This is a genomic window from Amaricoccus sp. B4 (assembly GCF_043226085.1).
Taxonomy (GTDB): Bacteria; Pseudomonadota; Alphaproteobacteria; order Rhodobacterales; family Rhodobacteraceae; genus Amaricoccus.
Window position 1 is genome coordinate 3,728,727 of record NZ_CP171225.1, and the last position, 21,772, is coordinate 3,750,498.

Sequence of the window (21,772 nt, forward strand, 5' to 3'; positions counted from 1 at the left end):
CAAGCGGGCACTTGTGAACTAGGTTCCGGGCAAGCAAGGCTCGAGGCTCGCGGAACTCCTCATGACACACAATCCCGTTCGTCCCTGGCGGGACATCATCCGGCGCACGTCGCGGCAGATCCATGTCGGGTCCGTCCCCGTGGGCGGCGATGCGCCGATCAGCGTGCAGACGATGACCAACACGCTGACGACCGATATCAAGGGCACCATCGACCAGGTGCAGCGCGCGGCGGAAGCGGGCGCCGATATCGTGCGCGTCTCGGTGCCCGACGAGGCCTCGAGCAAGGCGCTGAAGGAGATCGTGCGCGAGAGCCCGGTGCCGATCGTCGCGGATATCCATTTCCACTACCGCCGCGGCATCGAGGCGGCGGAGGCGGGCGCGGCCTGCCTTCGGATCAATCCCGGCAACATCGGCAGCCCGGACCGCGTGCGCGAGGTCATCAAGGCCGCGCGCGACCACAATTGCTCCATGCGGATCGGGGTGAATGCGGGCTCGCTCGAGCGGCATCTGCTGGAGAAATACGGCGAGCCCTGTCCCGAGGCCATGGTCGAGAGCGGGCTCGAGCATATCCGCATCCTGGAGGACAACGACTTTCACGAGTTCAAGATCTCGGTGAAGGCTTCGGATGTCTTCCTCGCCGCCGCCGCCTATCAGGCGCTGGCCGATGCGACGGATGCGCCGATCCATCTCGGCATCACCGAAGCGGGCGGGCTCATGTCGGGCACCATCAAGTCCGCGATCGGGCTCGGTAACCTGCTCTGGATGGGGATCGGCGACACGATCCGCGTGAGCCTCTCGGCCGATCCGGTCGAGGAGGTGAAGGTCGGCTACGAGATCCTGAAATCGCTCGGGCTGCGCCATCGCGGCGTCAACATCATCTCGTGCCCGTCCTGTGCGCGGCAGGGGTTCGACGTCATCAGGACGGTGGAGATCCTCGAGAAGCGGCTCGAGCACATCAAGACGCCGATGTCGCTCTCGATCATCGGCTGCGTGGTGAACGGGCCGGGCGAGGCGCTGATGACCGATGTGGGCTTCACCGGCGGCGGCGCCGGTTCGGGCATGGTCTATCTGGCCGGCAAGCAGCACCACAAGCTCGGCAACGCGGGCATGGTCGATCATATCGTCGAGCTGGTCGAGAAGCGTGCAGCCGAGATCGAGGCCGAGGCTGCGGAGACCGCAGGCCAGGCTGCCGAGTAGCCCGGGGCCGTGCGCATTCTGATCCTGGCCGCCCTGCTGCTCGCCTTGTTCGCGGCCGGGGCGATTGCCGCGGCCATCGCCATCCGCGTCGCGCCGAGCGACCCGATGCGCTGGCACGCCGATCCGACCAATGTGCCGGGGACCGGAAAGTCGAACGACTTCCGCACCATACCGGAGGGATTTGACGCGCCGGACGAAGACATGGTGTCTCCGGTCTTCATCGCTTCCGCCGCCGAACTCGCCGGGGCCTTCGATGCGATGGCGCGCGCGCAGCCGCGCACGGAGCGCGTTGCCGGCGAACCGGCGGAGTTCTGGATGACCTATGTCCAGCGCAGCCGGGTGTTTCAGTTTCCCGACTATATTTCCGTCTGGGTTGTCGATCTCGGCGACGGGCGGTCCAGCCTCGCGGTCTATTCCCGCGCGCGCTACGGCTGGTCCGATTTCGGCGTGAACGCGGCGCGGGTGCGGGCCTGGCTCGACGCGCTGCCGCTGCCACATGCCAGAGACCCTTGACCGGGCGCGCGCGATCCCCGAAATCCCCGCCATGGTTCCCTTGGAAAGACTCACCCAGATCAAAGGCCGCTACGAGTTTCTCGAAGCGCGGCTGAACGAAGGCGCGGCGGTGGCCGATCTCGCCGCGCTCTCGCGCGAATATGCCGAGCTGAAACCGGTCGTCGAGCAGATCGACACCTATCAGGCGCTGGCGCGCGAGGCGGAGGAGGCGCGGCGGCTGCTGGCCGATCCGGAGATGAAGGCGCTCGCCGAGGAAGAGATCGCGCGCATCGAGGCCGAGTTGCCGGAGGCGGAGCACGGGCTGAAGCTCGCGCTGCTGCCGAAGGACGCGGCGGATTCGCGCTCGGCGATCCTCGAGATCCGGGCCGGCACCGGCGGCGAGGAGGCAGCGCTCTTCGCCGGCGATCTCGCGCGGATGTATCAGCGGCTCGCCGAGCGGCGCGGCTGGCGCTGGACGCTGGTCGAGGAGACGGCGACCGAGCTCGGGGGCGTGAAGGAACTCGTGGCCGAGATCGGCGGCGAGGGGGTCTTCTCGCAGCTCAAGTTCGAATCCGGCGTGCACCGGGTTCAGCGGGTGCCGGTGACGGAATCGGGCGGGCGGATCCACACCTCGGCGGCGACCGTCGCGGTGCTGCCGGAGGCGGAGGAGGTCGATATCGACATTCCCACCTCGGATATCCGCATCGACACGATGCGCGCCTCCGGGGCGGGCGGGCAGCATGTGAACACCACCGACTCGGCGGTGCGGATCACCCACCTTCCGACCGGGATCGTGGTGACCTCCTCGGAGAAGTCGCAGCACCAGAACCGGGCGCGGGCGATGCAGGTGCTGCGCGCGCGGCTCTACGACATGGAGCGCCAGCGGCAGGACAGCGCGCGGGCGGCCGAGCGCAAGGGGCAGGTGGGCACGGGCGATCGCTCGGAGCGCATCCGGACCTACAATTTCCCCCAGGGCCGGCTGACCGATCACCGCATCGGCCTCACGCTCTACAAGCTCGATCAGGTGATGCAGGGCGATCTCGACGAGGTGATCGAGGGGCTGGTGACCGCCGATCAGGCGGAGCGGCTGGCCGAGCTCGGCTCGTGACGCCCGGAAGCGTCGGGGCGGCGCTGCGGGCAGGGGCGGCGCAGCTCACGGCGGCGGGCGTGCCCGATCCGGGGCGCGATGCGCGGCTTCTGATGAGTGCGGCGCTCGGCATCGAACCGGGCCGGCTCACGCTTCACGGCATGGACGATCTCGCGCCGCCAGCGGCAGAGGCCTTCGCGCGGATGGTGGGGGAGCGTGTCCGCTTCCGGCCGGTGGCGCAGATCCTCGGGCGGCGGCTCTTCTGGGGGCGCGATTTCGAGGTGACGGGCGATGTGCTCGACCCGCGCCCGGAGACCGAGACCCTGATCGCCCTGGCGCTCGAGGGCGCGAAACCGGCCCGCATCCTCGATCTCGGCACCGGGAGCGGCGCGCTTCTGCTCACGCTGCTGGCCGAGTGGCCCGAGGCGACGGGTCTCGGGATCGACGCGAGCCCGGCGGCGCTCGAAGTTGCCGCGCGCAATGCCCGGCGGCTCGGCGTGGCGGCGCGGGCGGAGCTTCGCCCCGGCGACTGGTGCACGGGGCTTGCGGAGCGGTTTGATCTCATCGTCTGCAATCCGCCCTACATTCCGGCGGCCGATCTCGAGGGGCTCGACCGGGATGTGCGCGAGTGGGAGCCGAGGATGGCGCTGAGCCCGGGTGTGACAGGGCTCGAGAGCTACCGCATCATCGCCGCGGGGATCGGCGCCTGCCTTGCGCCGGGTGGGCGGGCGCTCTTCGAGATCGGTGCCGACCAGGGCGAGAGCGTGCCCGCGTTGATGCGCGAAGTTGGGTTCGAAAATGTGCGTTTGCACCTCGATATGGGTGGCAAAGCCCGATCTGTGGAAATTTCTCGCTAAATGCGGCCCTGTCCGACCGGGTTTTGCGCTTGTCTTTCCTGCCGGGCGGGTTATAGACTGACGGTGTTCCGCTGGCAGAGCGCGTGTATCTACCGCGCCGCATGGCGGTCCCGCAAAGTGTATTGACGCTTCCGACCGTCTGGTCAGCGCCCCCCTCTTCAGGCGCGGCGGACGGTCACATAAGCCCGAAATATGGCGGAAATCCGTAGGCATGAGAGCATCTAACAAATCACGTTCCCGGAACAAGTCGAGCAACGGCAGCCAAGGCCAGCGCCGTAGCGTTGGCAATATCATCAACCGTGTCTTCGACAGCGCCGGGCCCGATGGGAAGGTGCGTGGCACGCCGCAGCAGATCATCGACAAGTACAACGTGCTTGCCCGCGATGCGCAGCTTGCCGGAGACCGCGTTGCCGCGGAGAGTTTCCTTCAGCACGCGGAGCATTACAGCCGTCTGCTCGGCGAGGCGCAGCGCCAGGTTCAGGAACAGCGCCAGACCCAGGATCAGTCGCGCGACAATTCGTCCCGCCGCGACGACAACAATAACAACAACTACAACAACCAGAACAACGGCAACGGCAACAATAATAACAACAACAATCACAACGAGCGCCGTTCGTCCGGTCAGGACAGCAACGACGGGCAGGAGTCCGATGACTCCGGCCTGACCACGATCGATACCGGCGATTACGACGACGCGTCGGGCCCGGTCGAGACGCCGGAAAGCCGCAGCGAGCGCAAGGCGCGCATCACGGCCGAGGCGCCGCGGCCGGAACCGCAGCCGCAGGCTCGGGTGGCCGAGGAAAATGCACCGCCCCCCGCAGCCCCGGTGGAAACCGCCAATGCGGCAGCCGCACCGGAGCAGGGCGGCAGCGATGCCGCGCCCGAACAGGCGCCCGTGGCGGAACAGCAGCCCGCAGCCGAGGCCGCGCAGCCCGAGACCGCCGCGGAAGCCGCGCCGGCCCCGAAGCGCCGCACGCGCCGCAAGCCGCGCGCCGCGGAGCCCGACAGCGGCGAGCAGGCCACGGCTGCAGCCGCCGACTGAAGCCCGCGCGGTTTTTTCAGATCATTCCGTCTCGCCCGCGACCTTGCGGGCGAGCGCACACCAGGCCTCGAGCGACACCTGTTCGGCCCGCTCGGTCGGTGCAATCCCCACAGCCGTCAGCATGTCTTCGAGATGCGGCCCGAGCGGCTTGAGGCTCGCGCGCAGCATCTTCCGCCGCTGGCCGAAGGCCAGGGCGACCACGCGCGAGAGCACGGCCGGATCGGCCGGGTAGCGCGGCGCATCAAGGCGTTCGAGATGCACGACCGCGCTTGTCACCTTCGGCGGCGGCGTGAAGGCGCGGGCGGGAATTTCCAGCACGATGCGGGGGTTGGCCCGCCACTGCGCGAGAATCGCGAGCCGCCCGTAGGTCTTCGAGCCCGGCTGCGCGACGATCCGCTCCGCGACCTCCTTCTGGAACATCAGCGTGAGGCTCGTCCAGAACGGCGGCCAGACGGGCGGGGTCAGCCAGCGCACCAGCAGTTCGGTGCCGACATTGTAGGGCAGGTTCGCCACGATCCGCACCGGTGGCGTCAGATGCGGCCGCGGATCGACCTCGAGCGCATCGCCCTCGATCACCGTGAGCCGTCCGGGTGCAGCCTCGGAAATCTCGGCCAGCGCCGGCAGGCAGCGGGCGTCACGCTCGATCGCAACCACGTGCCGCGCGCCCTCGCTCAGCAGGCCGCGGGTGAGACCGCCGGGGCCTGGCCCGATCTCGAGCACGTCGCAGGCCGAGAGATCGCCGGCGCGCCGGGCGATCTTGGCGGTGAGGTTGAGATCGAGCAGGAAGTTCTGGCCCAGGGCCTTGCGCGCCGAAAGGGCATGCGCGGCGATCACCTCGCGGAGCGGCGGCAGGGCGTCGAGCGTGCCGCTCATGTGGCCCGGGCCGCGCGCCGGGCGCCGAGCTCGGCGGCGAGCCGCAGCGCGGCGATCAGGCTCGAGGGGCTCGCGGTGCCGGTTCCCGCGATGTCGTAGGCGGTGCCGTGATCGGGTGAGGTGCGGATGAAGTCGAGCCCGAGGGTCACATTGACGCCGCCGTCGAAATCGAGCGTCTTGATCGGGATCAGGGCCTGATCGTGATACATGCAGAGCGCGACGTCGTAGTTCCGCCGCGCCACCGGGTGGAACATCGTGTCGGCGGCGAAGGGGCCGGTGACGTTGAGGCCGTCGGCCTCGAGCCGGTCGAGCGCGGGGCGGATCACCGTGCGCTCCTCCTGGCCGATGGCGCCCTGTTCGCCCGCGTGCGGGTTGAGCCCGGCGATGGCGATGCGCGGGTCCTCGATGCCGAAATCGGCGCGCAGTGCTGCATGCGTCACGCGGACGGTGGCCTCGAGCAGATCCGCGGTGAGCTGGCGCGGCACCTCCGCGATGGGGATGTGGATCGTCACCGGCACCACGCGCAGGAGAGGCGAGGCCAGCATCATCACCGGCAGCGGCGCGTTGCTGAGATGGGCGAGAAATTCGGTATGGCCGGGAAAGGCGAAGCCCGCCCCCGATTGCAGCGCCTTCTTGTTGATCGGATTGGTGCAGAGCGCGCTGGCCTCGCCCCGGCGCACGAGATCGACCCCGCGGCGGATGATCTCGATGACGGCAGCGGCGTTGGCCGGGTCCGGGCGGCCGGCGGGGGCGGCGTGTGGCAGCGCGTGCTTCAGGACCGGCAGGCCCTGCTGCATGGCCGCGGGGGCTTCGGCCGGGGACTGGATCGGCGTGACCGGCACGTTCTGGGCCTGGGCCATGTGCGCGACATGGGCAAGGTCGCCGATCAGGAAGAAGCACAGCTCCTCGCGCAGCGCCTTCCATGCCTTGAGCGTGATCTCGCAGCCGATTCCGGCCGGATCGCCGAGCGTAAGTGCAACTGGTTTCATTGATCCACGATCAGCGCGTCTGTCTTCAGTTCCTGCAGGTAGCCTTCACCGAACGCGGTGATGCGTTCGCTGAAGATCTTGCGGCGCATGGCTTCCTTGCGGTCGAAATCGGTCATCTCCGGATCGCGTTTCGGCAGCTCCTTGCCGATGGAGATGAGCTTGAGGATGGCAACACCGCCGGTGATCTCGACCGGGCGGCTGACCTGGCCGGGGCGGAGGTTCTGCACGGTGGCGCGCAGGGGCGGCGGCATGCCTTCGAGCGGCATCGGCGGGATGGCGCCGCCGTTCGCGGCCGAGGCGCTGCGGCTGAACTGCCGGGCGGCATCCTCGAAGCTGGCGCCGAAGGCGAGGTCCTGGGTGATCTCCTCGGCAAGCTGGAGCGTCGCCGGCTGGCCGCGCTCGGCATAGGGCAGGGAGATCTCGGCGAGGTGATAGACCTCGATCGGGGTGCGGTCGGCGATGGCGATGGCGGCCTCGACCTCCGCGTCGGTCGGCAAGGCGCGGCTGCGGAAGCGGGCGGTCACCACCTCGCGCCAGATGAGACCGGCCTCGACGAAATCGTCCATCGTCTGGCGGTCGATCTTGCGGGTCTCGAGGATCTGGAGCACGTCGTCGATGGTCATGCCACGGGCGGCGGCGAACTCCTCGATCCCGCCGAGCACCGCATCCTCGGGCAGCTCGAAGCCGATCTGGCTGGCCGACTGGACCTTGAGCCTGTCGTCGGTGAGCTGGTCGAGCGCGAGCGTGCGGAGATCGCCGTCGGCGCCGAGGGCGTCGAGCAGGTTTGCCCGCTGCACGATGTCATACTGGGTGATGACCGCGCCGTTGACGGTGCGCGTGGGCGCATAGGGATTCGCCGCCCAGACCGGCGCCGCCAGCCAGAGGAAGATCGCGATCAGCGCCGTCGTTGCTTTACTCATGCCCCAAATACCCCGGGTCTCCTCAGATGCCCCGGAGCCGGCAGGTCCGGGACGGCCAGTTGGTTTCCCCGTCCCCGCCCAGCCCGGCAAGCTGGATGCCAAAGCTGATCGAGGTCGAGGGGCGCAGATTAGACGATGACGTATAGCGGCGCGAGACGGAAAGCTCGAATTCGGCGCATTCGTTGCCATAGGTGACACCGCCCTCGGCCTTGAGGATCGAATCCGAGGCCAGGTCGTAGCGCCAGAGCCCGCGCACCGACCAGTTCGGGCGCACGCGGTAGCTCGCCTCGATGCCGAATTCGTCGGTTTCGGGCTGCGGGCCGAGGATCGGGTTGGAATCGTCCTCGGCGAAATAGGTGTAGCTCGCGGCCACCTCGGCGCGCTCGTCCTCGAAGCCGAGGGCGAATTCGTTGCGCTGGAAGGTGAGCTTGTCGTCGAAGAGCGCGCGGTTGGTGACGGTGAGCCCGGTGTCGAAGGTCGCGGCGACCGCGCCGACGTAATCGGAGAGATAGCCGTCGAGCCCGGTGCCGGTCGGGAACTGCTGGTCGTCCTCGGCGCGGATCACCCGGCCGAGGGTCATGCCGAGGGTCCAGCCGTCGGGGTCATAGCGGGTGTATTGGACGCCAACGTTGGCCCGGAGCCCGGTCTCGACCCGGTCGCGGCCCGGATAGCGGTTGAGGGCGAAGAGGTTGGTCTCGTCGAGCTCGGGAAGCTGGCTGTCCTCGTTCGGCACGTCGACCTTGCCGAGCGCCTCGGAATAGACCACCTGCACGATCGGTTCGAGCACGTGCCGCGCATGCTCCGTCGCGCGCTGCAGCGGCCAGCGGAATTCGGAGGCGGCGATCGGCACGATGCGAAAATCCGTGCCGTCGTGCTGGTCGGGGTTCTCACTGCTTGCGTAGACGTCGAGATCGCCCCGGAGCAGCGCCGTGGTGACGAGCCCGTTCGGCGCGATCCAGGTCTGCTGCCAGTTGCCGCCGCCGCCGACCCGGAGCATGTCCTGCCCGTCCTGCCGGGTGATGCCGAGGACGCTCGCCTCCACCCCGAAGAGCCCGCCGACGCCGGGGAGGGCGCCGCGCCGGGAATAGAGGAATTCCGGGAAGACGAAGGGGACGGTGTCGGTCTCCTCGTCGGCGCGCAGGCTCTGGAAGGCCACCGTGTCGAGCTGGATGAAATCCTCCGCCCGGACCCGGTAGAGGCGGGCGATCGAGGTGAGGCGGTCGGCGTCGGAATAGTCGAATTCCTGCAGGAAGCTGTCGTCGCTGGCGTGGCTCACGTCGAAGGCGGCGACGAAGCCGCGCTGGAGGCGGAACTCGCCATCGGCGGCGAAGGCGCTGCGGCCGTGGTCGCCCATGCCGTCGTCGAAGGCATAGACCCCCCAGAGATCGTAGCCGCCCGAGCGGATGCGCCGCCGGTACTGCCCCTCGAGCAACGCGGCGCCGCCGGTGCTGACGAAGGGGATGATCGTCGCGTCCGCGGAGGGGCTGAACACGTGGTAGTAGGGCTGGCGGATGCCCGAGCCGTAGATGTCGGACTGGCGGTATTCCGGCAGCAGGAAGCCGCTCGCGCGCCGCACGCTCGGATCGGGGATGCTCATGCGCGGGATGTAGGCGACGGGCACGCCGATGATCTCGAAGCGCGCGTGCTCGAAATAGATGCGCTTGGCGGCCTGATCCTCGATGACCCGGGCGGCGCGGATGTCCCAGGTCGGCACCGGGTTCTCGGCGCAGATGGTGCAGGAGGAAGCGATGGTCTGGTGCAGCGTCGTGTAGCGGTCGCCGGTGCGGTAGATCTCGGATGCGGCGATCTGGAGCTGGCCCGCGATCAGCACCCGGCCGCCCTCGATCAGCCCCTGGCGCAGGTCGGACGAAAGCTCGGCGGTATCGGCCAGGAAGACCGTGCCGCCGGCATCGGTGATCGAGAGCGGCCCGGTGGCGCGGATCTCGTCGGCGGCCTCGTCATAGGTGATGCTTTCGGCATGGAGCACGCGGCCCTGGTAGTAGACCTCGACATTGCCCGAGGCGGTCAGCACCTTGCTGTCGCGGTCATAGTCCACCGCATCGGCGATGAGGCTCGCGGGCTCGGCGCGCGCGAGGCCTGCGGGCAGCGCGAGGGCTGCCGCAAGGGCCAGTGCCGCCACACGGGCGGCCGGTGCTCGGGCTGCGGAGCGCATCATTCTCCTTTCCGCTCGTGAGGTGTCCATCGGTCAGCCGTCCTCGAGATGCAAGAGCAGGCCGACGGCAAGGAGGATCGCGGCGAGCGGTGGCATCCAGGCCGCCACCAGCAGCGGGATCTGGCCCTGGGCGCCGAGGCTCTCGGCGAAATCCCGCAGGAAGTAGAGCGCGAAGCCCGCGAGGATGGCGAGCAGGATCATCACGCCGGTCTGTCCGAACCGGGCGGGCCGGAGCGCGAAGGTCGCCCCGATCAGCACCATGGCGGCAAAGAGCAGCGGCTTGGAGAGCTCGCTCTGGAAATAGAGCCGGTGCCGGGTGCCCGAAAAACCCGCCCGCTCGATCTCTTCGATGAAACCGCGCAGCTCCCAGAAGCCGATCTTCTCGGGCGCGGAGAAGCTGTCGAGGATCTGCTCGTTGGTGAGCGAGGTGGGCAGGTCGTAGCGGGCGTGGTTGAGGGTGCGCTCGTAGCGCCCGTCTTCGGGGTTGAGCTCCCAGACGGTGGCGTTCTCGATCCGCCAGACATGGCCGGTGAGCCGGGCGACCGGGGCCTCGATGCGGGCATAGAGCGTGCCGTCCTCGTCGAAGCGGTGCATCCGGAGCCGGCTCAGGATCGTGCCGGCGGAATTCGAGCGGGCCGCCTGGATCACGGTCTGGCCGCCGTCATCGGCCTGACGCAGCCAGAGGCCCTCGGCGGAGATCGAGAGGAAGCTTGCGTGGTCGTTGTTGAAGCTGTCGGCCACGATCTCGCTCTTGCGCAGCGTGGCGGCGACGAAGGGATTGACCGCGCCGACGAAGGCCGCGCCGATCACGATGGCCGCGACCACCGGGATCGAGATGAGCCGGAGCGCCGAGATCCCGGCCGCGCGCATCACCACGAGCTCGCTGGTGCGGGCGAGCTTGAGGAAGCTCACGAGGCTTGCGAGCATCAGCATGAGCGGAAAGATCTGGTAGAGCGTTTCGGGCATCTGCAGCAGCGTGATGCGCACGATATCACCGAAGGCCGCGCCGCTGTCGCCATAGCGGCGCATGTTCTCGACGCCGGTGAAGAGCGCGATCACGAGGCCGATCACCGCGAAGACCCCGAGGACCGCGCGCAGGAAGCCGCGGAGCAGATAGCGCCAGAGCGTCATGCGGGCCTCCGGCAGCGGGGGTGGCGCGGGGTGCAGAGATAGCGCATGAGCACCGCGATGTAGATGACCGCGAGAAGCTGGGGCAGATACATGAGCGGCCAGAGGCGCGGCGTCTCGTTCACCCGCGCCTCGCAGGCAAACATCAGCACCTGCACGATGACCGCCACCGCGACCGCGACCACGACGCGCCGGCCGAAGCCGCTGCGCCGGTAGCCGCCGGCGAGGAAGGTCACCAGCGCGATCACCGGGTAGGTCATGGCCAGGAGCGGCAGCGAGAGCTTGTAATGCGCCTCGGAGATGTAGTCGCCGAGGCTGTAGCGGGTGTCGAGCATCTCCGGCGTCGGCCGGAGCAGCGCCGTGACCGGGTATTCCGAGGGCCGCGGCACGCGGGTGCGCTCCTTGTCGAGCAGGTCCGAGAGATCGAAGACGAACTGGTCGAAGGTCACGCTGTTGAGGTCGCCCGCCTGGGTGGTGCTCAGCGCGACGCCGTCTTGCATCACCAGCCGGGCCTCGTCGTCGGCGCGCAGGAAGAGCGCGCGCTCGGCGGAATAGGTGACGACCTGCGCCGGATCGCGCTGGTCGTTGAGGAAGATGCCCTTCATCTCGCCGGAGCGCCCGGTCTCGGTGATGAAGAGGGTGAGGCCGGAGAGCGGATGGATGAACTGCCGCTCGACGATCAGCGACTGGGCCAGATCGGAGCGGATCGCGCGGGTGCGCTCGGCAAGCGTCTTGCCGGAGATCGGCACGAGGATCATGAGCACGAAGGCCATGGTCACCGCGATCAGCCCGCCGAAGACCGCGACCGGGCGCAGGAGCTTCATCGGCCCGTGGCCTGCGGCCATCATCACCACGAGCTCGGAATCGGCGTAGAACTTGTTGAGCGAATAGAGTGCGGCGCCGATCGCCGAGAGCGGCAGGACGATCACGAAGACCTGAGGCAGCACCAGGGAGGAGAAGGTGACGAAGGTCCAGGCACCCTGGCCGCTCGAGATCACCGTGTCGATGAGGCGCACCGCCTGGGTGAGCCAGATCACGCCGGTGAAGATGAGCGCAAAGAAACCGAACGCCGCGATGAGCTGGCGCAGGATGTAGCGGTTCAGTGTCTTCACGCCCGTCGTTCTCCGCGTGGCGGTTTCAATGCCCGTCTGGCCAAGCCCCGCGAAAGGGGCTAGGCCTTTGCCTCGAACCGCCGAGCATAAGGAGAGAGCCGTGACCGCGCCACTAGAAACAAGCTTCGTGGAACCCGATGCCGAGGCAATCGCCGGGCTCGAGGGACGTCTCGTGGCTTTCGTGACCCCGGATGGCGCCATGGACCCTCTGGCGCGGCGGGTCGACCGGCTGACGCGCAAGGCGCTGACGCGGCTGGTCGAGAGCGAGACCTTCACCAAGGCAAAGCCGGGCAGCAGCCATGTGCTGGCCTTTCCCGCCGGTCTTGCCGCCGAGGCGGTGCAGGTCATCAAGCTTGCCCGCCGCCCCGGGCCCGAGGCGGCGCGCAAGGCCGGCGCCGAGATCGCCAAGGCGGGCGTCGCGAAGCCCGTGACCGTGCTGGCCGGGCCGCTCGGCAATGTCGCGGATCTCGCTCTGGGGCTTTCGCTCCGGGCCTATGACTTCACCGCCTACCGCAGCGTGAAGGACGAGGATGCCGCCGCGGCGGAGCCCGTGCCCGCGACCGTGATGGCCAAGGATGCCGCCGCCGCGGCCGAGGCCTTCGCGCCGCTCGCGGCCCAGGCGGAGGGGGTGTTCTTCACCCGCGATCTGGTGAACGAGCCCGCCAACGTTCTCACCACCACCGAATTCGCCGAACGGCTTGCGGCGCTGCGTGATGTCGGCCTCGAGGTCGAGGTGCTGGAGGAAGCGGCGCTCGAGAAGCTCGGGATGCGCACGCTGCTCGCGGTCGGGCAGGGCTCGGAAAGCCCCTCGAAGGTCGTGGTGATGCAGTGGAAGGGCGGCGGGGACGAAGCCCCCTTCGCGCTCGTCGGCAAGGGTGTTGTGTTCGACACCGGCGGCATCTCGATCAAGCCCGCGGCGGGCATGGAAGAGATGACGATGGACATGGGCGGCGCGGGGGTCGTCTCGGGCGTGATGAAGACGCTCGCGCTCCGCAAGGCCAAGGCCAATGTGGTGGGGCTCGTCGGTCTCGTCGAGAACATGCCAGACGGCAAGGCGACGCGCCCGGGCGATGTCGTGAAGACCATGAAGGGCGATACCGTCGAGGTCATCAACACCGACGCCGAGGGCCGTCTCGTGCTGGCCGATGTGCTCTGGTATGCCCAGGAGCGCTTCAATCCGACCGGCATGATCGATCTCGCGACGCTGACCGGTGCGGTCATCATTGCGCTCGGCCATCAGAACGCGGGCGTCTTCTCCAATGACGAGGAGCTGGTCGGTGCGTTCCTGAAGGCTGCGGACAGCGAGAGCGAGGGCGCCTGGCGGCTGCCGCTCGGGCCGGCCTACGACAAGCAGCTCAAGAGCCGGATCGCGGACATCTCGAATGTCGGCGGCCGCCCGGCCGGCTCGATCACCGCGGCGCAGTTCCTCAAGCGCTTCGTGAAGGACGGGACCCCCTGGATCCATCTCGACATCGCGGGCGTGGCCTATGACGGGAAGGGCACGGATCTCGTCAACAAGGGCGCGACCGGCTGGGGCGTGCGCGCGCTCGACCGGCTGATCCGGGACAAGTTCGAGGCCTGAGGCCCGGATGGCGGAGGTTCTGTTCTATCACCTGACGGCAAGCCCGCTGGAGCAGAACCTGCCCTTCCTGCTCGAAAAATCGCTCGAGCGGGGCTGGAAGGTGGTGGTGCGCTGCGGCTCGCAAGGCGGGCTCGCGGCGCTCGACACCCATCTCTGGACCTATCGCGACGAGAGCTTCCTGCCCCATGGCACGGCCGCAGGCCCGCATCCCGAGCGGCAGCCGGTCTATCTCACGCTGGGGCCGGAGGTGCCGAACGGGGCGGATGTGCTCATGCTGGTGGACGGGGCGCGGGCGACGCCGGAGGAGATGGCGGGGTTTGCCCGCACCTGCCTGCTCTTCGACGGGGGCGATCCGGACATCGTCCAGACCGCACGGGCCGACTGGAAGGCGGTGACCGCGGCGGGGCTCGCGGCGAAATACTGGGCGCAGGAACACGGACGCTGGGTGCAGAAGGCGAGCTCCTGACCGCGGGTTGCGGGCGTGAAAACGGGGCGTTTCACCGTGAAAACGAAATCAAGCCTCTGATTTTTCAGGATTAAGTGGTAAACATATCATGAATGGCGCGGGGGCGCCATGCGGACCGGCGCGCGCCCGCAAGCGGGGTGGCATGGGCCTCTGGCTGGCTGGCCGGGAAGCCTTCCCCCGTCAGATCGCGGAGCGTTCGGGCGCGGCGCGCGGCCCGTGGTTCCCGGAATGGGCGACCTGACCGGATCTGGCGGTCACTCCCGACCGGCGGGCGCAAGCCCTGAGGGTCCGGCCGCAGCCCGGATCAGTAGCCCGCGCCGCGATCGACGCGGTGGAGGAAGGGCTCGCCCGCCTCGCCGCGGCGGATGTTCTCGGCGATCACCTGAGCGGCGCTCCCCGGGCGGGTGGCGGCGGCGATGTGGGGGGTGACGGTGACGTTGGGGTGGGCCCAGAACGGATGCCCGGGCGGCAGCGGCTCGGTGCGGAAGACATCGAGGGTCGCATGCGCCACCTGGCCGCTGTCGAGCGCGGCGAGGAGGGCGGCCTCGTCGATCAGGCTGCCGCGGCCGGGGTTGATGATCCGCGCGCCGCGCTGGAGCACGGCGAGGCGGGTCACGTCGAGCAGGTTTTCCGTCTCGGGCGTCGCGGGCAGCAGGGTGACGAGAATGCCCGCGCGCATCAGCACCTCGATGAGCCCGGCCTCGCCCGAGAGGCATTCGAGGCCCTCGACCTGCTTCGGCCGCCGGCTCCAGCCGACCACGCGGAAGCCGAGGGCGGCCAGCGCGCCGCCCGCAGCCGCCCCGAGCGCGCCGAGGCCGAGGATGCCGATGGTGCGGTGATCCGCCAGCGGCGGCGCGAGACCGGGGCGCCATTCGCCATCCTGCGCGGCGAGCACGGCGTCGAGCCCGAGGTGGTAGCGCAGCACATGGCCGGTGACGTATTCCACCATGCCCGCAGTGAGGCCGGGATCGACCATGCGGCAGAGCGGCGCGGTGAGGCTCGGGTTGCCGACGATGCGCTCGACGCCCGCCCAGAGGCTGAGCGCGGCCTTGAGCCCGGTGAAGGGCGCGAAATCGCTGACCGGGCCGTCGGGGGTGAAGACGATGTAATCGACCGCCGCCGGGTTCAGCGCCACGCGCGCGGCGCGGATGTCGAGGCCCCGCTCGCGGCAGGCTTCGAGGATCGGCGGGGCGAAGGCCGCATGCTCGTCATCAGAGCATGAGAAGAGAAGGTCTGGCATGGACTGGCGGGCCTTTCCGGGTTGCGGTGTGCGCGAGGCGCCGCGGCCTGCCGGAGCGCACCCACCCACAGTCCGCCGTCCGCGCCGCCTCCTTAGATGTCGGCCCTCGCAGCTCGGCAAGGGTTTCGAATCGTTGACAGGATTGCAGCCTGCTGTCGACAGTCAATGCCAAACAAAAAATGCCCGGGTCACAACAGCCGGGTGCGACAGCTCAGGGAGGAGCGAAATGTTCAACAGACTGGTGCCAGGCGCGGTCCTGGGGACTCTGCTTGCCGTGCCGGTCGCCGCACAGGACAACATGAACAAGTTGTCCAACATGCAGCGCACCGATGCGGCTTTCACGACAATCGACCAGGAGGGCGAGCGCGCCGATGCGCTCAACGGCATCCTGGAGCACATCAATGTGCCGGACGGCTTCGAGGCGAGCCTCTATGCCGTGGTGCCGGACGCGCGCTCGATGGCGGTCGCGCCGCAGGGCACGGTGGTCTTCACCGGCACGCGCAAGGACAAGGTCTGGTCGGTGGTCGACCGGGACCGCAACCGGGTGGCCGACGAGGTGAAGGATTTCGCGCCGTCGGTGACCTTCGACATTCCGAACGGCCCGTGCTTCTCGCCGGACGGGTTCCTCTATATCGCCGAGCGCAACCGGGTGCTCTCCTTCCCGGCCGCCGAGTTCTTCTTCGAGGGGCCGGACCAGCCGGTGGCGGTCGTGGTGCCGCAGGGCGAGCTGATCCCGGCGGAGGAGGAGAGCTTCAACCACACCGCGCGGGTCTGCCGCGTGGGGCCGGACGGCAAGCTCTACATCTCGATCGGCCAGCCGCACAACGTGCCGCCCGTGGACAAGCACGAGCTCTATGCCAAGCTCGGCATCGGCGGGATCCTCCGCATGAACCCGGACGGCAGCGGCCGCGAGGTCTATACCAGCGGCATCCGCAACTCGGTCGGGCATGATTTCAACCCGGCGAACGGCGATCTCTGGTTCACCGACAACCAGGTCGACGGCATGGGCGACGATATCCCGCCGGGCGAGCTCAACCGGCAGACCGCGGCGGGCCAGCACTTCGGCTTTCCCTGGGTGAACGGCGCGGTGGAGATCCCCGACTACACGGACGTGCCGCGCCCCGAGGGCGTCGAGTTCGTGCCGCCGCAGGTGGAGATGCAGGCCCATGCCGCCGATCTCGGCATGCGGTTCTACACCGGCAAGTCCTTCCCGGAGAAGTATCGCGGCGGGATCTTCTCGGCCCAGCACGGGTCCTGGAACCGCACCGAGCCGGTCGGCGCGCGGGTGATGTTCACCGCGCTCGACGAGGAGGGCAATGCCGCCGGGACGGAGGTCTTCGCCGACGGCTGGCTCGACGAGGAGACGGGCGAATACCGCGGGCGGCCGATGGATATCGCCTTCCTGCCGGACGGCTCGATGCTGGTCTCGGATGATTTCGCCGGCGCGATCTGGCGGATTGCCTACACGGGTGGCGAATGAGATCTGCCGCAGCGGCGATCCTCGGCGGGCTTCTGCTCGCCGGGGTGGCCACCCCGGCGCCGGCCGGTGATCCGGCGGCGGGGCGCAAGGTCGCGAACATGTGCCGCACCTGTCACGGGATCGACGGCTTTGCCCAGGTGCCGATCGCGCCGCATATCGGCGGCGAGCCGCAGAGCTATCTCGAGGCCCAGCTCATGGCCTTCAAGACCGGGGCGCGGGAGAACGAGATGATGAGCGTGGTGGCCCCGGGCCTCACCGCGCAGCAGATCTCGGATGTGGCGGCATGGTATGCCGCGCAGCGGGCGGTGGCGACGCTGCCCGAGGGGGTCTCGGCCGCGGATGCCCCGCAGCAATGCGTGGCCTGCCACGGCGCGGACGGGATCTCGAAGCTTCTCGATGCGCCCAATCTCGCGGGCGAGACCAACATCTACATCGACACCCAGCTCAAGGCCTTCAAGCGCGGCAGCCGGGTGCACGAGATCATGACGCAGGTGGCCTCGGGGCTGAGCGATGCCGAGATCCGGGAGGCCGCGGACTGGTATGCCGCCGTCCATCTCGAGATCCTGCCGCCCGAGGGGGGATAGCCCGCGCCTCAGTCCTGCTGGCTGCGCGGCCGGTGGACATGGGCGCTCTGGACGAGGCCGAAGGCGGCGAGGAGGACGAGCATCGCCGAGCCGCCGTAGGAGACGAGCGGCAGCGGCACGCCCACCACCGGCATCAGCCCCATGACCATCCCCATGTTGACGGCGAAGAACAGGAAGAAGGTGACGGTGAGCCCGCCGGTCATCAGCGCCCCGAACCGGTCGCGGTTGGAGATCGCCGAGGCGATGCAGAAGACGATGACGAGGGTGTAGAGCCCGAGGAGCGTCGCCGAGCCCATGAAGCCGAATTCCTCGGCGAGCGTGGTGAAGATGAAGTCGGTGTGCTTTTCGGGCAGGAAGTTGAGCCGGCTCTGGGTGCCTTGCATGAAGCCGCGGCCCGCGAGCCCGCCCGAGCCCATGGCGATCTTGGCCTGGGTGATGTGATAGCCCGCGCCGAGCGGGTCGGCGGCGGGGTCGAGGAAGGTGAAGATGCGGCGGTACTGGTAATCCTCGAGGAGCTGCCAGGAGGTGCCCTTCGATTTCAGCACCGCATAGACCATGCCCGCCACCGTCAGCACCGCGGCGCCGAAATACCAGAGGCTGACCCCGGCGAGGAACATCACCGCCCCCCCGCCCATGACGAGCAGGAGCGCCGTGCCGAGGTCGGGCTGCTTCAGCACCAGCGCGGTGGGCGCAAGGATGAGGACGAGCGGCAGGATCACCCAGAAGATGTGCGAGACCTTCTTCGGGTCGAGCCAGCTGTAATAGGCGGCGAGCGCCATCACCAGCGTGACCTTCATGAGCTCGGAGGGCTGGAGCTGGATCGGGCCGAGGTCGATCCAGCGCTGGGCGCCCATGCCGATCGAGCCCATGATCTCGACGAGCACGAGCAGCGCGAAGGCGCCGAGATAGGCAAAGGGCGCGACCCAGCGCCAGAAGCGGAGCGGGACCATCGCGATCACCACCATCGCCACCAGCCCGACGCCGAAGCGGATCATCTGCGGACCGGCCCAAGGCGAGAAGCTGCCGCCGGCGTTGGAATAGAGCATGAGGAAGCCCGCGCCGGCGACGGCGCAGAGCAGCAGGATGAGGGCCCAGTTGAGCGCGAAGAGCTTGGCGAGGCCGCGTGGCGTGTCGCGGTGGCTCGGAACGGCATAGCTCATGCCGGGTCTCCCTCGGGCGGGCGGCCCGCCGCGGCCTCGGCGGCCTCCTGCGCGGCCTTGCGGCGCTCCTCGATCTCGCGGCGCTGTTCGGAGGGGTAGGCCTCGAGCGGCGGCGTGCCGCCATAGAGCGCCTGGAGCAGGATGTCGCGCGCGATCGGGGCCGCGACCTTCGAGCCGCCGCCGCCGTGCTCGACGATCTGGGCGATGGCGTAGCGCGGCTGGTCATAGGGGGCGTAGGCGACGAAGAGCGCGTGGTCGCGGCGGTTCCAGGGGAGCTGTTCGTTCTTGGTGACGCCCGCGGCGCGTTCGGCGGCGGTGATGATGCGCACCTGGCTGGTGCCGGTCTTGCCCGCCATCTCCATGTCCTTCTGCGCGATGCGCGAGCGGAAGGCGGTGGCGCCGGGGGTGTTGGAGACGTTGTACATCCCGTCGCGCACCGCGGCGAGATGGGCGGGGTCGATGCCGAGGGGTTCGGGCGGCGGCACCGGGATCTCCTCGTCGCCGATCGCGCGCACCAGCCGTGGCATCACCGCGAGCCCGGTCGAGACGCGGGCCGTCATCAGCGCGAGGTGGAGGGGCGAGGCGAGCGTAAAGCCCTGGCCGATGCCGTAGTTGAAGCTGTCGCCGGTGGTCCAGGACTCGCCGCGGTTCTCCTTCTTCCACGCCCGGTCGGGCATGAGGCCCTCGGAGACGGCGGGCAGGGGCAGGTCGTGGCGGATGCCCATGCCGAGCTTCTTCGCCATGGCCGAGATGCCGTCGGCGCCGACGCGGCGGGCCATTTCGTAATAGTAGCAGTCGCAGGAATGGGCGAGGCTGCGGCGGAGATCCACCGAACCGTGGCCGCCGCGCTTCCAGCAGTGGAAGCGGCGGCGTCCGAGCTGGGTGAAGCCCGGGCAGTAGACGGTTTCATGCGGCCGCATCACGCCCGCCTCGAGCGCGGCGAGGGCGACGGCGATCTTGAAGGTCGAGCCCGGCGGGTAGACGCCCGACACGGTCTTGTTGGAGAGCGGGCGGTGATCGTTGTTCATCAACGCGCTCCACTCGCCCGAGGAGATGCCGAAGACGAAGCTTCCGGGATCGAAGCCGGGGGAGGAGGCGATCGCCATGATGTCGCCGTTGGTGACGTCGATCACCACGGAGGCAGCGCTTTCCTCGCGCATCCGCTCCATGGCGAAATCCTGCAGGCCCTGGTCGATGGTGAGGCGGATGTCCCGGCCCGCCTTGCCCTCGGTGCGGCCGAGCTCGCGCATCACCCGGCCCGCGGCGCTCACCTCGATGCGCTGGTTGCCCGCCTCGCCGCGCAGGTCGTCCTCGAGCTTCACCTCGACGCCGGTCTTGCCGATCTGGAAGCGCGGGATCTGGAGCAGCGGGTCGGGGTCCTCGAGCCTGGCGAGATCGCTCTCGGAGACCGGGCCGACGTAGCCCACCACATGCGCGGTCGAATAGCCGTCGGGGTAGAAGCGGCTGAGCCCGACCTCGGGAATGACGCCGGGGAGCACGGGGGCATTGGCCGCGACGCGGGCGACATCCTGCCAGGTCAGGTGTTCGGCCACCACCACCGGCACGAAGGCGCTGCGGCCGTGCATCTCCTTCAGCGCGCGCTCGCGCTTGTCGGCGGGCAGGTCGATGATCTGGCCGAGCCGGGCGAGGATCGCCTCGGGATCGCGCGCCTGCTCGCGGACCATCACCACGCGGTAGTTCTGCCGGTTGCCTGCCATCAGCCGGCCGTTCCGGTCGCGGATCAGGCCGCGGGCGGGCGGCAGCAGGCGGATGTTGATGCGGTTTTCCTCGGCGAGGAGGTGGAAATGCTCGCTCTGCACGATCTGCAGGTCGCGCATGCGCCAGCCGAGCGCGCCGATCACCCCCATCTGGATGCCGAGCAGCATGAGGCCGCGGCGGGTGATGCGGGGTGGCGGGTCGTCGTGATGCGTGCTCACCATGTCCCTCCCTGTTCGAGGGCGCGCGCCACGCCGCGCGCGGGCCCGAAGATCCGCATGCCGAGGGCGGCGACGAGCGAGATCAGAGGATACATCATCGCAGTCTCGGTGACGAGGCGGAGGCTGATGTCGAGACCGGGCGTGTCGGCAAAGCTCAGCCGCAGCACGAACAGCGTCGCGGCCCAGGTCAGCACGAAGAGGAGCAGCACCGCGATCCATTCGACGAGGATGTTGATGCCGTGGATCCGGTCGCGCTGGGCGCGCGCGATCTCGGAGGCGGCGAGCAGGCCGAGCGCGCCGAGCCCGACGGGCCGGGCGAGCACGAGATCGGCGACGAGCCCGGCGGCGATGATGATCCAGGCCGGCGCCGAGGCCGGGTCGCGCAGCACCCAGGCGATGACGACGCAGAAGAGCACATCGGGCGCCACGCGCTCGGAGCCCGGGGCGAGGGGCGCGAGGGGCAGGTAGATCGCGGCGGCGCAGACGAGGAGAAACGCGCCCTGGCGCAGCAGCGCGGGCGAGCGGCGCCGTCTCATTGCGCCGTCTCCCCGCCCGCGGCGGGGTCCGCGGCCGGGGCCGGGTCGGAGGCGAGCAGCGGGCCGATGAGCCCGCCCGGGCCCTCGATACTCTCCGGCGCCTGCTGGCGGATGACGCGGACGAAATCGAGATGGCCGTAATCGGCGGCGATGCGGGCGCGGAGCCGGCCGTCGGGGCCGGTGAGCACCTGGCCGATCAGGATGTCGGGCGGGTAGAGCCCGCCGTCACCCGAGGTCACGATCCGGTCGCCGGGGCGGATCTCGTCGGGCTGGTCGAGAAACTCGAGGATCGGCGCGCCGCTGTTGTTGCCGGTGACGATGGCATGCTGGCCCGAGGGGCGGATCACCGCGGGCACCCGGCTCGATCCGTCGGTGAGGAAGATGATCCGCGCCGAGCGCTCGCCGACGCCCGCGATGCGGCCGACGAGGCCGAGCCCGTCCATCACCGCCGAGCCGTCCTTCACTCCGTCGATCCGGCCGACGTTGACCATGGCCGAGCGGCGGAAGGGGCTGCCGGCATCGGCGATGATCTCGCCGGTGACGAAGGTGGTGCGGGCGTTGAGCCGGACGTTGTTGAGCGCAAGCAGGCGCGCGTTCTTCTGTTCGAGCTGGAGAGCCGCTTCACGCCAGCCCTGCATCCGCTGGAGCTCGCGGCGCAGCTCCTCGTTCTGGGCATAGACGCGCTGGTAGGACCGGAGATCGGAGAGCATCCGGCCGGTGGCGGCGATCGGCTTGATGGTCCATTCGAAGCTCGGCATCACCTGATCGACGAGGGCCGCGCGCAGCCGCTCGACGCGGGCATTGTCGATGCGCCAGATCAGGAACAGCAGCACGAGCAGCCCGGCGGCGATGCCGAGCACCACCCGGCGGAGGCCGGTGAGATAGTCTGGATGAGAGCTGTCTCGGATCGCCAATC

The 21,772-nt window shown here is 69.1% G+C and carries 20 protein-coding genes; 9 read left to right on the top strand and 11 right to left on the bottom strand.

The features are described from left to right. The first annotated feature begins 61 nt into the window (after positions 1-61). From ispG to ACF66B_RS17940, 5 genes are all read left to right on the top strand, one after another. Positions 62-1,198, top strand: coding sequence for a flavodoxin-dependent (E)-4-hydroxy-3-methylbut-2-enyl-diphosphate synthase (ispG, locus tag ACF66B_RS17920; protein ID WP_111429634.1), 1,137 nt, complete (start codon positions 62-64; stop codon positions 1,196-1,198). A gap of 9 nt (positions 1,199-1,207) precedes the next feature. Continuing rightward, positions 1,208-1,711, top strand: coding sequence for a DUF1499 domain-containing protein (locus ACF66B_RS17925; protein WP_111429633.1), 504 nt, complete (start codon positions 1,208-1,210; stop codon positions 1,709-1,711). 31 nt (positions 1,712-1,742) lie between these two features. Beyond that, complete coding sequence (gene prfA, locus ACF66B_RS17930; RefSeq protein WP_111429632.1) at positions 1,743-2,798, top strand: peptide chain release factor 1; 1,056 nt, start codon at positions 1,743-1,745, stop codon at positions 2,796-2,798. After that, positions 2,795-3,634 carry a peptide chain release factor N(5)-glutamine methyltransferase gene (gene prmC, locus ACF66B_RS17935; RefSeq protein WP_162683243.1) on the top strand — a complete coding sequence of 280 codons (840 nt, stop codon included), beginning with the start codon at positions 2,795-2,797 and terminating at the stop codon, positions 3,632-3,634. The genes prfA and prmC overlap by 4 nt, the downstream gene beginning before the upstream one ends. A 211-nt stretch (positions 3,635-3,845) precedes the next feature. After that, positions 3,846-4,676 carry a DUF4167 domain-containing protein gene (locus ACF66B_RS17940; RefSeq protein ID WP_111429631.1) on the top strand — a complete coding sequence of 277 codons (831 nt, stop codon included), beginning with the start codon at positions 3,846-3,848 and terminating at the stop codon, positions 4,674-4,676. A gap of 21 nt (positions 4,677-4,697) precedes the next feature. On the opposite strand, the gene rsmA is transcribed toward ACF66B_RS17940, so the two are convergent. Genes rsmA through ACF66B_RS17970 form a run of 6 tightly spaced genes read right to left on the bottom strand, consistent with a single transcriptional unit; the run spans position 4,698 to position 11,871 of the window. Beyond that, positions 4,698-5,549 (bottom strand): 16S rRNA (adenine(1518)-N(6)/adenine(1519)-N(6))-dimethyltransferase RsmA, encoded by an 852-nt coding sequence (gene rsmA, locus ACF66B_RS17945; RefSeq protein ID WP_111429630.1) that lies wholly within the window; start codon positions 5,547-5,549, stop codon positions 4,698-4,700. Then, on the bottom strand, positions 5,546-6,538 hold the full coding sequence (gene pdxA, locus ACF66B_RS17950; protein WP_111429629.1) for a 4-hydroxythreonine-4-phosphate dehydrogenase PdxA: 993 nt from the start codon (positions 6,536-6,538) through the stop codon (positions 5,546-5,548). Before pdxA ends, rsmA begins: the two co-directional genes overlap by 4 nt. After that, positions 6,535-7,458, bottom strand: coding sequence for a peptidylprolyl isomerase (locus tag ACF66B_RS17955; protein WP_111429628.1), 924 nt, complete (start codon positions 7,456-7,458; stop codon positions 6,535-6,537). The genes pdxA and ACF66B_RS17955 overlap by 4 nt, the downstream gene beginning before the upstream one ends. Before the next feature lie 22 nt (positions 7,459-7,480). Then, positions 7,481-9,634 carry an LPS assembly protein LptD gene (locus ACF66B_RS17960; RefSeq protein ID WP_162683242.1) on the bottom strand — a complete coding sequence of 718 codons (2,154 nt, stop codon included), beginning with the start codon at positions 9,632-9,634 and terminating at the stop codon, positions 7,481-7,483. 30 nt (positions 9,635-9,664) lie between these two features. Further along, entirely contained in the window at positions 9,665-10,762 is a 1,098-nt protein-coding gene (gene lptG / locus ACF66B_RS17965; RefSeq protein ID WP_111429626.1) for an LPS export ABC transporter permease LptG, read from the bottom strand. After that, complete coding sequence (locus tag ACF66B_RS17970; RefSeq protein WP_162683241.1) at positions 10,759-11,871, bottom strand: LptF/LptG family permease; 1,113 nt, start codon at positions 11,869-11,871, stop codon at positions 10,759-10,761. The genes lptG and ACF66B_RS17970 overlap by 4 nt, the downstream gene beginning before the upstream one ends. A gap of 100 nt (positions 11,872-11,971) precedes the next feature. On the opposite strand from ACF66B_RS17970, the gene ACF66B_RS17975 reads away from it, so the two are divergent. Next, a complete protein-coding gene (locus ACF66B_RS17975) occupies positions 11,972-13,453 on the top strand; it encodes a leucyl aminopeptidase (protein ID WP_392663492.1) in 1,482 nt (493 codons plus the stop codon). Between the two features lie 7 nt (positions 13,454-13,460). Continuing rightward, positions 13,461-13,919: a DNA polymerase III subunit chi gene (locus tag ACF66B_RS17980; RefSeq protein WP_111429624.1), complete on the top strand. Its 459-nt coding sequence runs from the start codon at positions 13,461-13,463 to the stop codon at positions 13,917-13,919. 304 nt (positions 13,920-14,223) lie between these two features. Here ACF66B_RS17980 and ACF66B_RS17985 read toward each other — a convergent pair whose 3' ends face one another. Beyond that, positions 14,224-15,159, bottom strand: a complete 936-nt coding sequence (locus ACF66B_RS17985; protein ID WP_111429623.1) for a glyoxylate/hydroxypyruvate reductase A — start codon at positions 15,157-15,159, stop codon at positions 14,224-14,226. 226 nt (positions 15,160-15,385) lie between these two features. On the opposite strand from ACF66B_RS17985, the gene ACF66B_RS17990 reads away from it, so the two are divergent. Both ACF66B_RS17990 and ACF66B_RS17995 read left to right on the top strand, forming a co-directional pair. After that, complete coding sequence (locus tag ACF66B_RS17990) at positions 15,386-16,639, top strand: PQQ-dependent sugar dehydrogenase (protein ID WP_111429622.1); 1,254 nt, start codon at positions 15,386-15,388, stop codon at positions 16,637-16,639. Beyond that, complete coding sequence (locus ACF66B_RS17995) at positions 16,636-17,223, top strand: cytochrome c4 (RefSeq protein WP_111429621.1); 588 nt, start codon at positions 16,636-16,638, stop codon at positions 17,221-17,223. The genes ACF66B_RS17990 and ACF66B_RS17995 overlap by 4 nt, the downstream gene beginning before the upstream one ends. An 8-nt stretch (positions 17,224-17,231) precedes the next feature. Here the strand turns inward: ACF66B_RS17995 and rodA are convergent, their stop codons facing one another. The 4 genes from rodA to mreC are packed head-to-tail and all read right to left on the bottom strand — an operon-like array spanning position 17,232 to position 21,770. Next, positions 17,232-18,383, bottom strand: coding sequence for a rod shape-determining protein RodA (gene rodA, locus ACF66B_RS18000; RefSeq protein ID WP_111429620.1), 1,152 nt, complete (start codon positions 18,381-18,383; stop codon positions 17,232-17,234). Continuing rightward, positions 18,380-20,323: a penicillin-binding protein 2 gene (gene mrdA, locus ACF66B_RS18005; RefSeq protein WP_111429619.1), complete on the bottom strand. Its 1,944-nt coding sequence runs from the start codon at positions 20,321-20,323 to the stop codon at positions 18,380-18,382. Before mrdA ends, rodA begins: the two co-directional genes overlap by 4 nt. Further along, entirely contained in the window at positions 20,317-20,856 is a 540-nt protein-coding gene (gene mreD, locus ACF66B_RS18010) for a rod shape-determining protein MreD (RefSeq protein ID WP_111429618.1), read from the bottom strand. The genes mrdA and mreD overlap by 7 nt, the downstream gene beginning before the upstream one ends. Then, positions 20,853-21,770, bottom strand: coding sequence for a rod shape-determining protein MreC (mreC, locus tag ACF66B_RS18015; RefSeq protein WP_392663496.1), 918 nt, complete (start codon positions 21,768-21,770; stop codon positions 20,853-20,855). The genes mreD and mreC overlap by 4 nt, the downstream gene beginning before the upstream one ends. Positions 21,771-21,772: the final 2 nt, after the last annotated feature.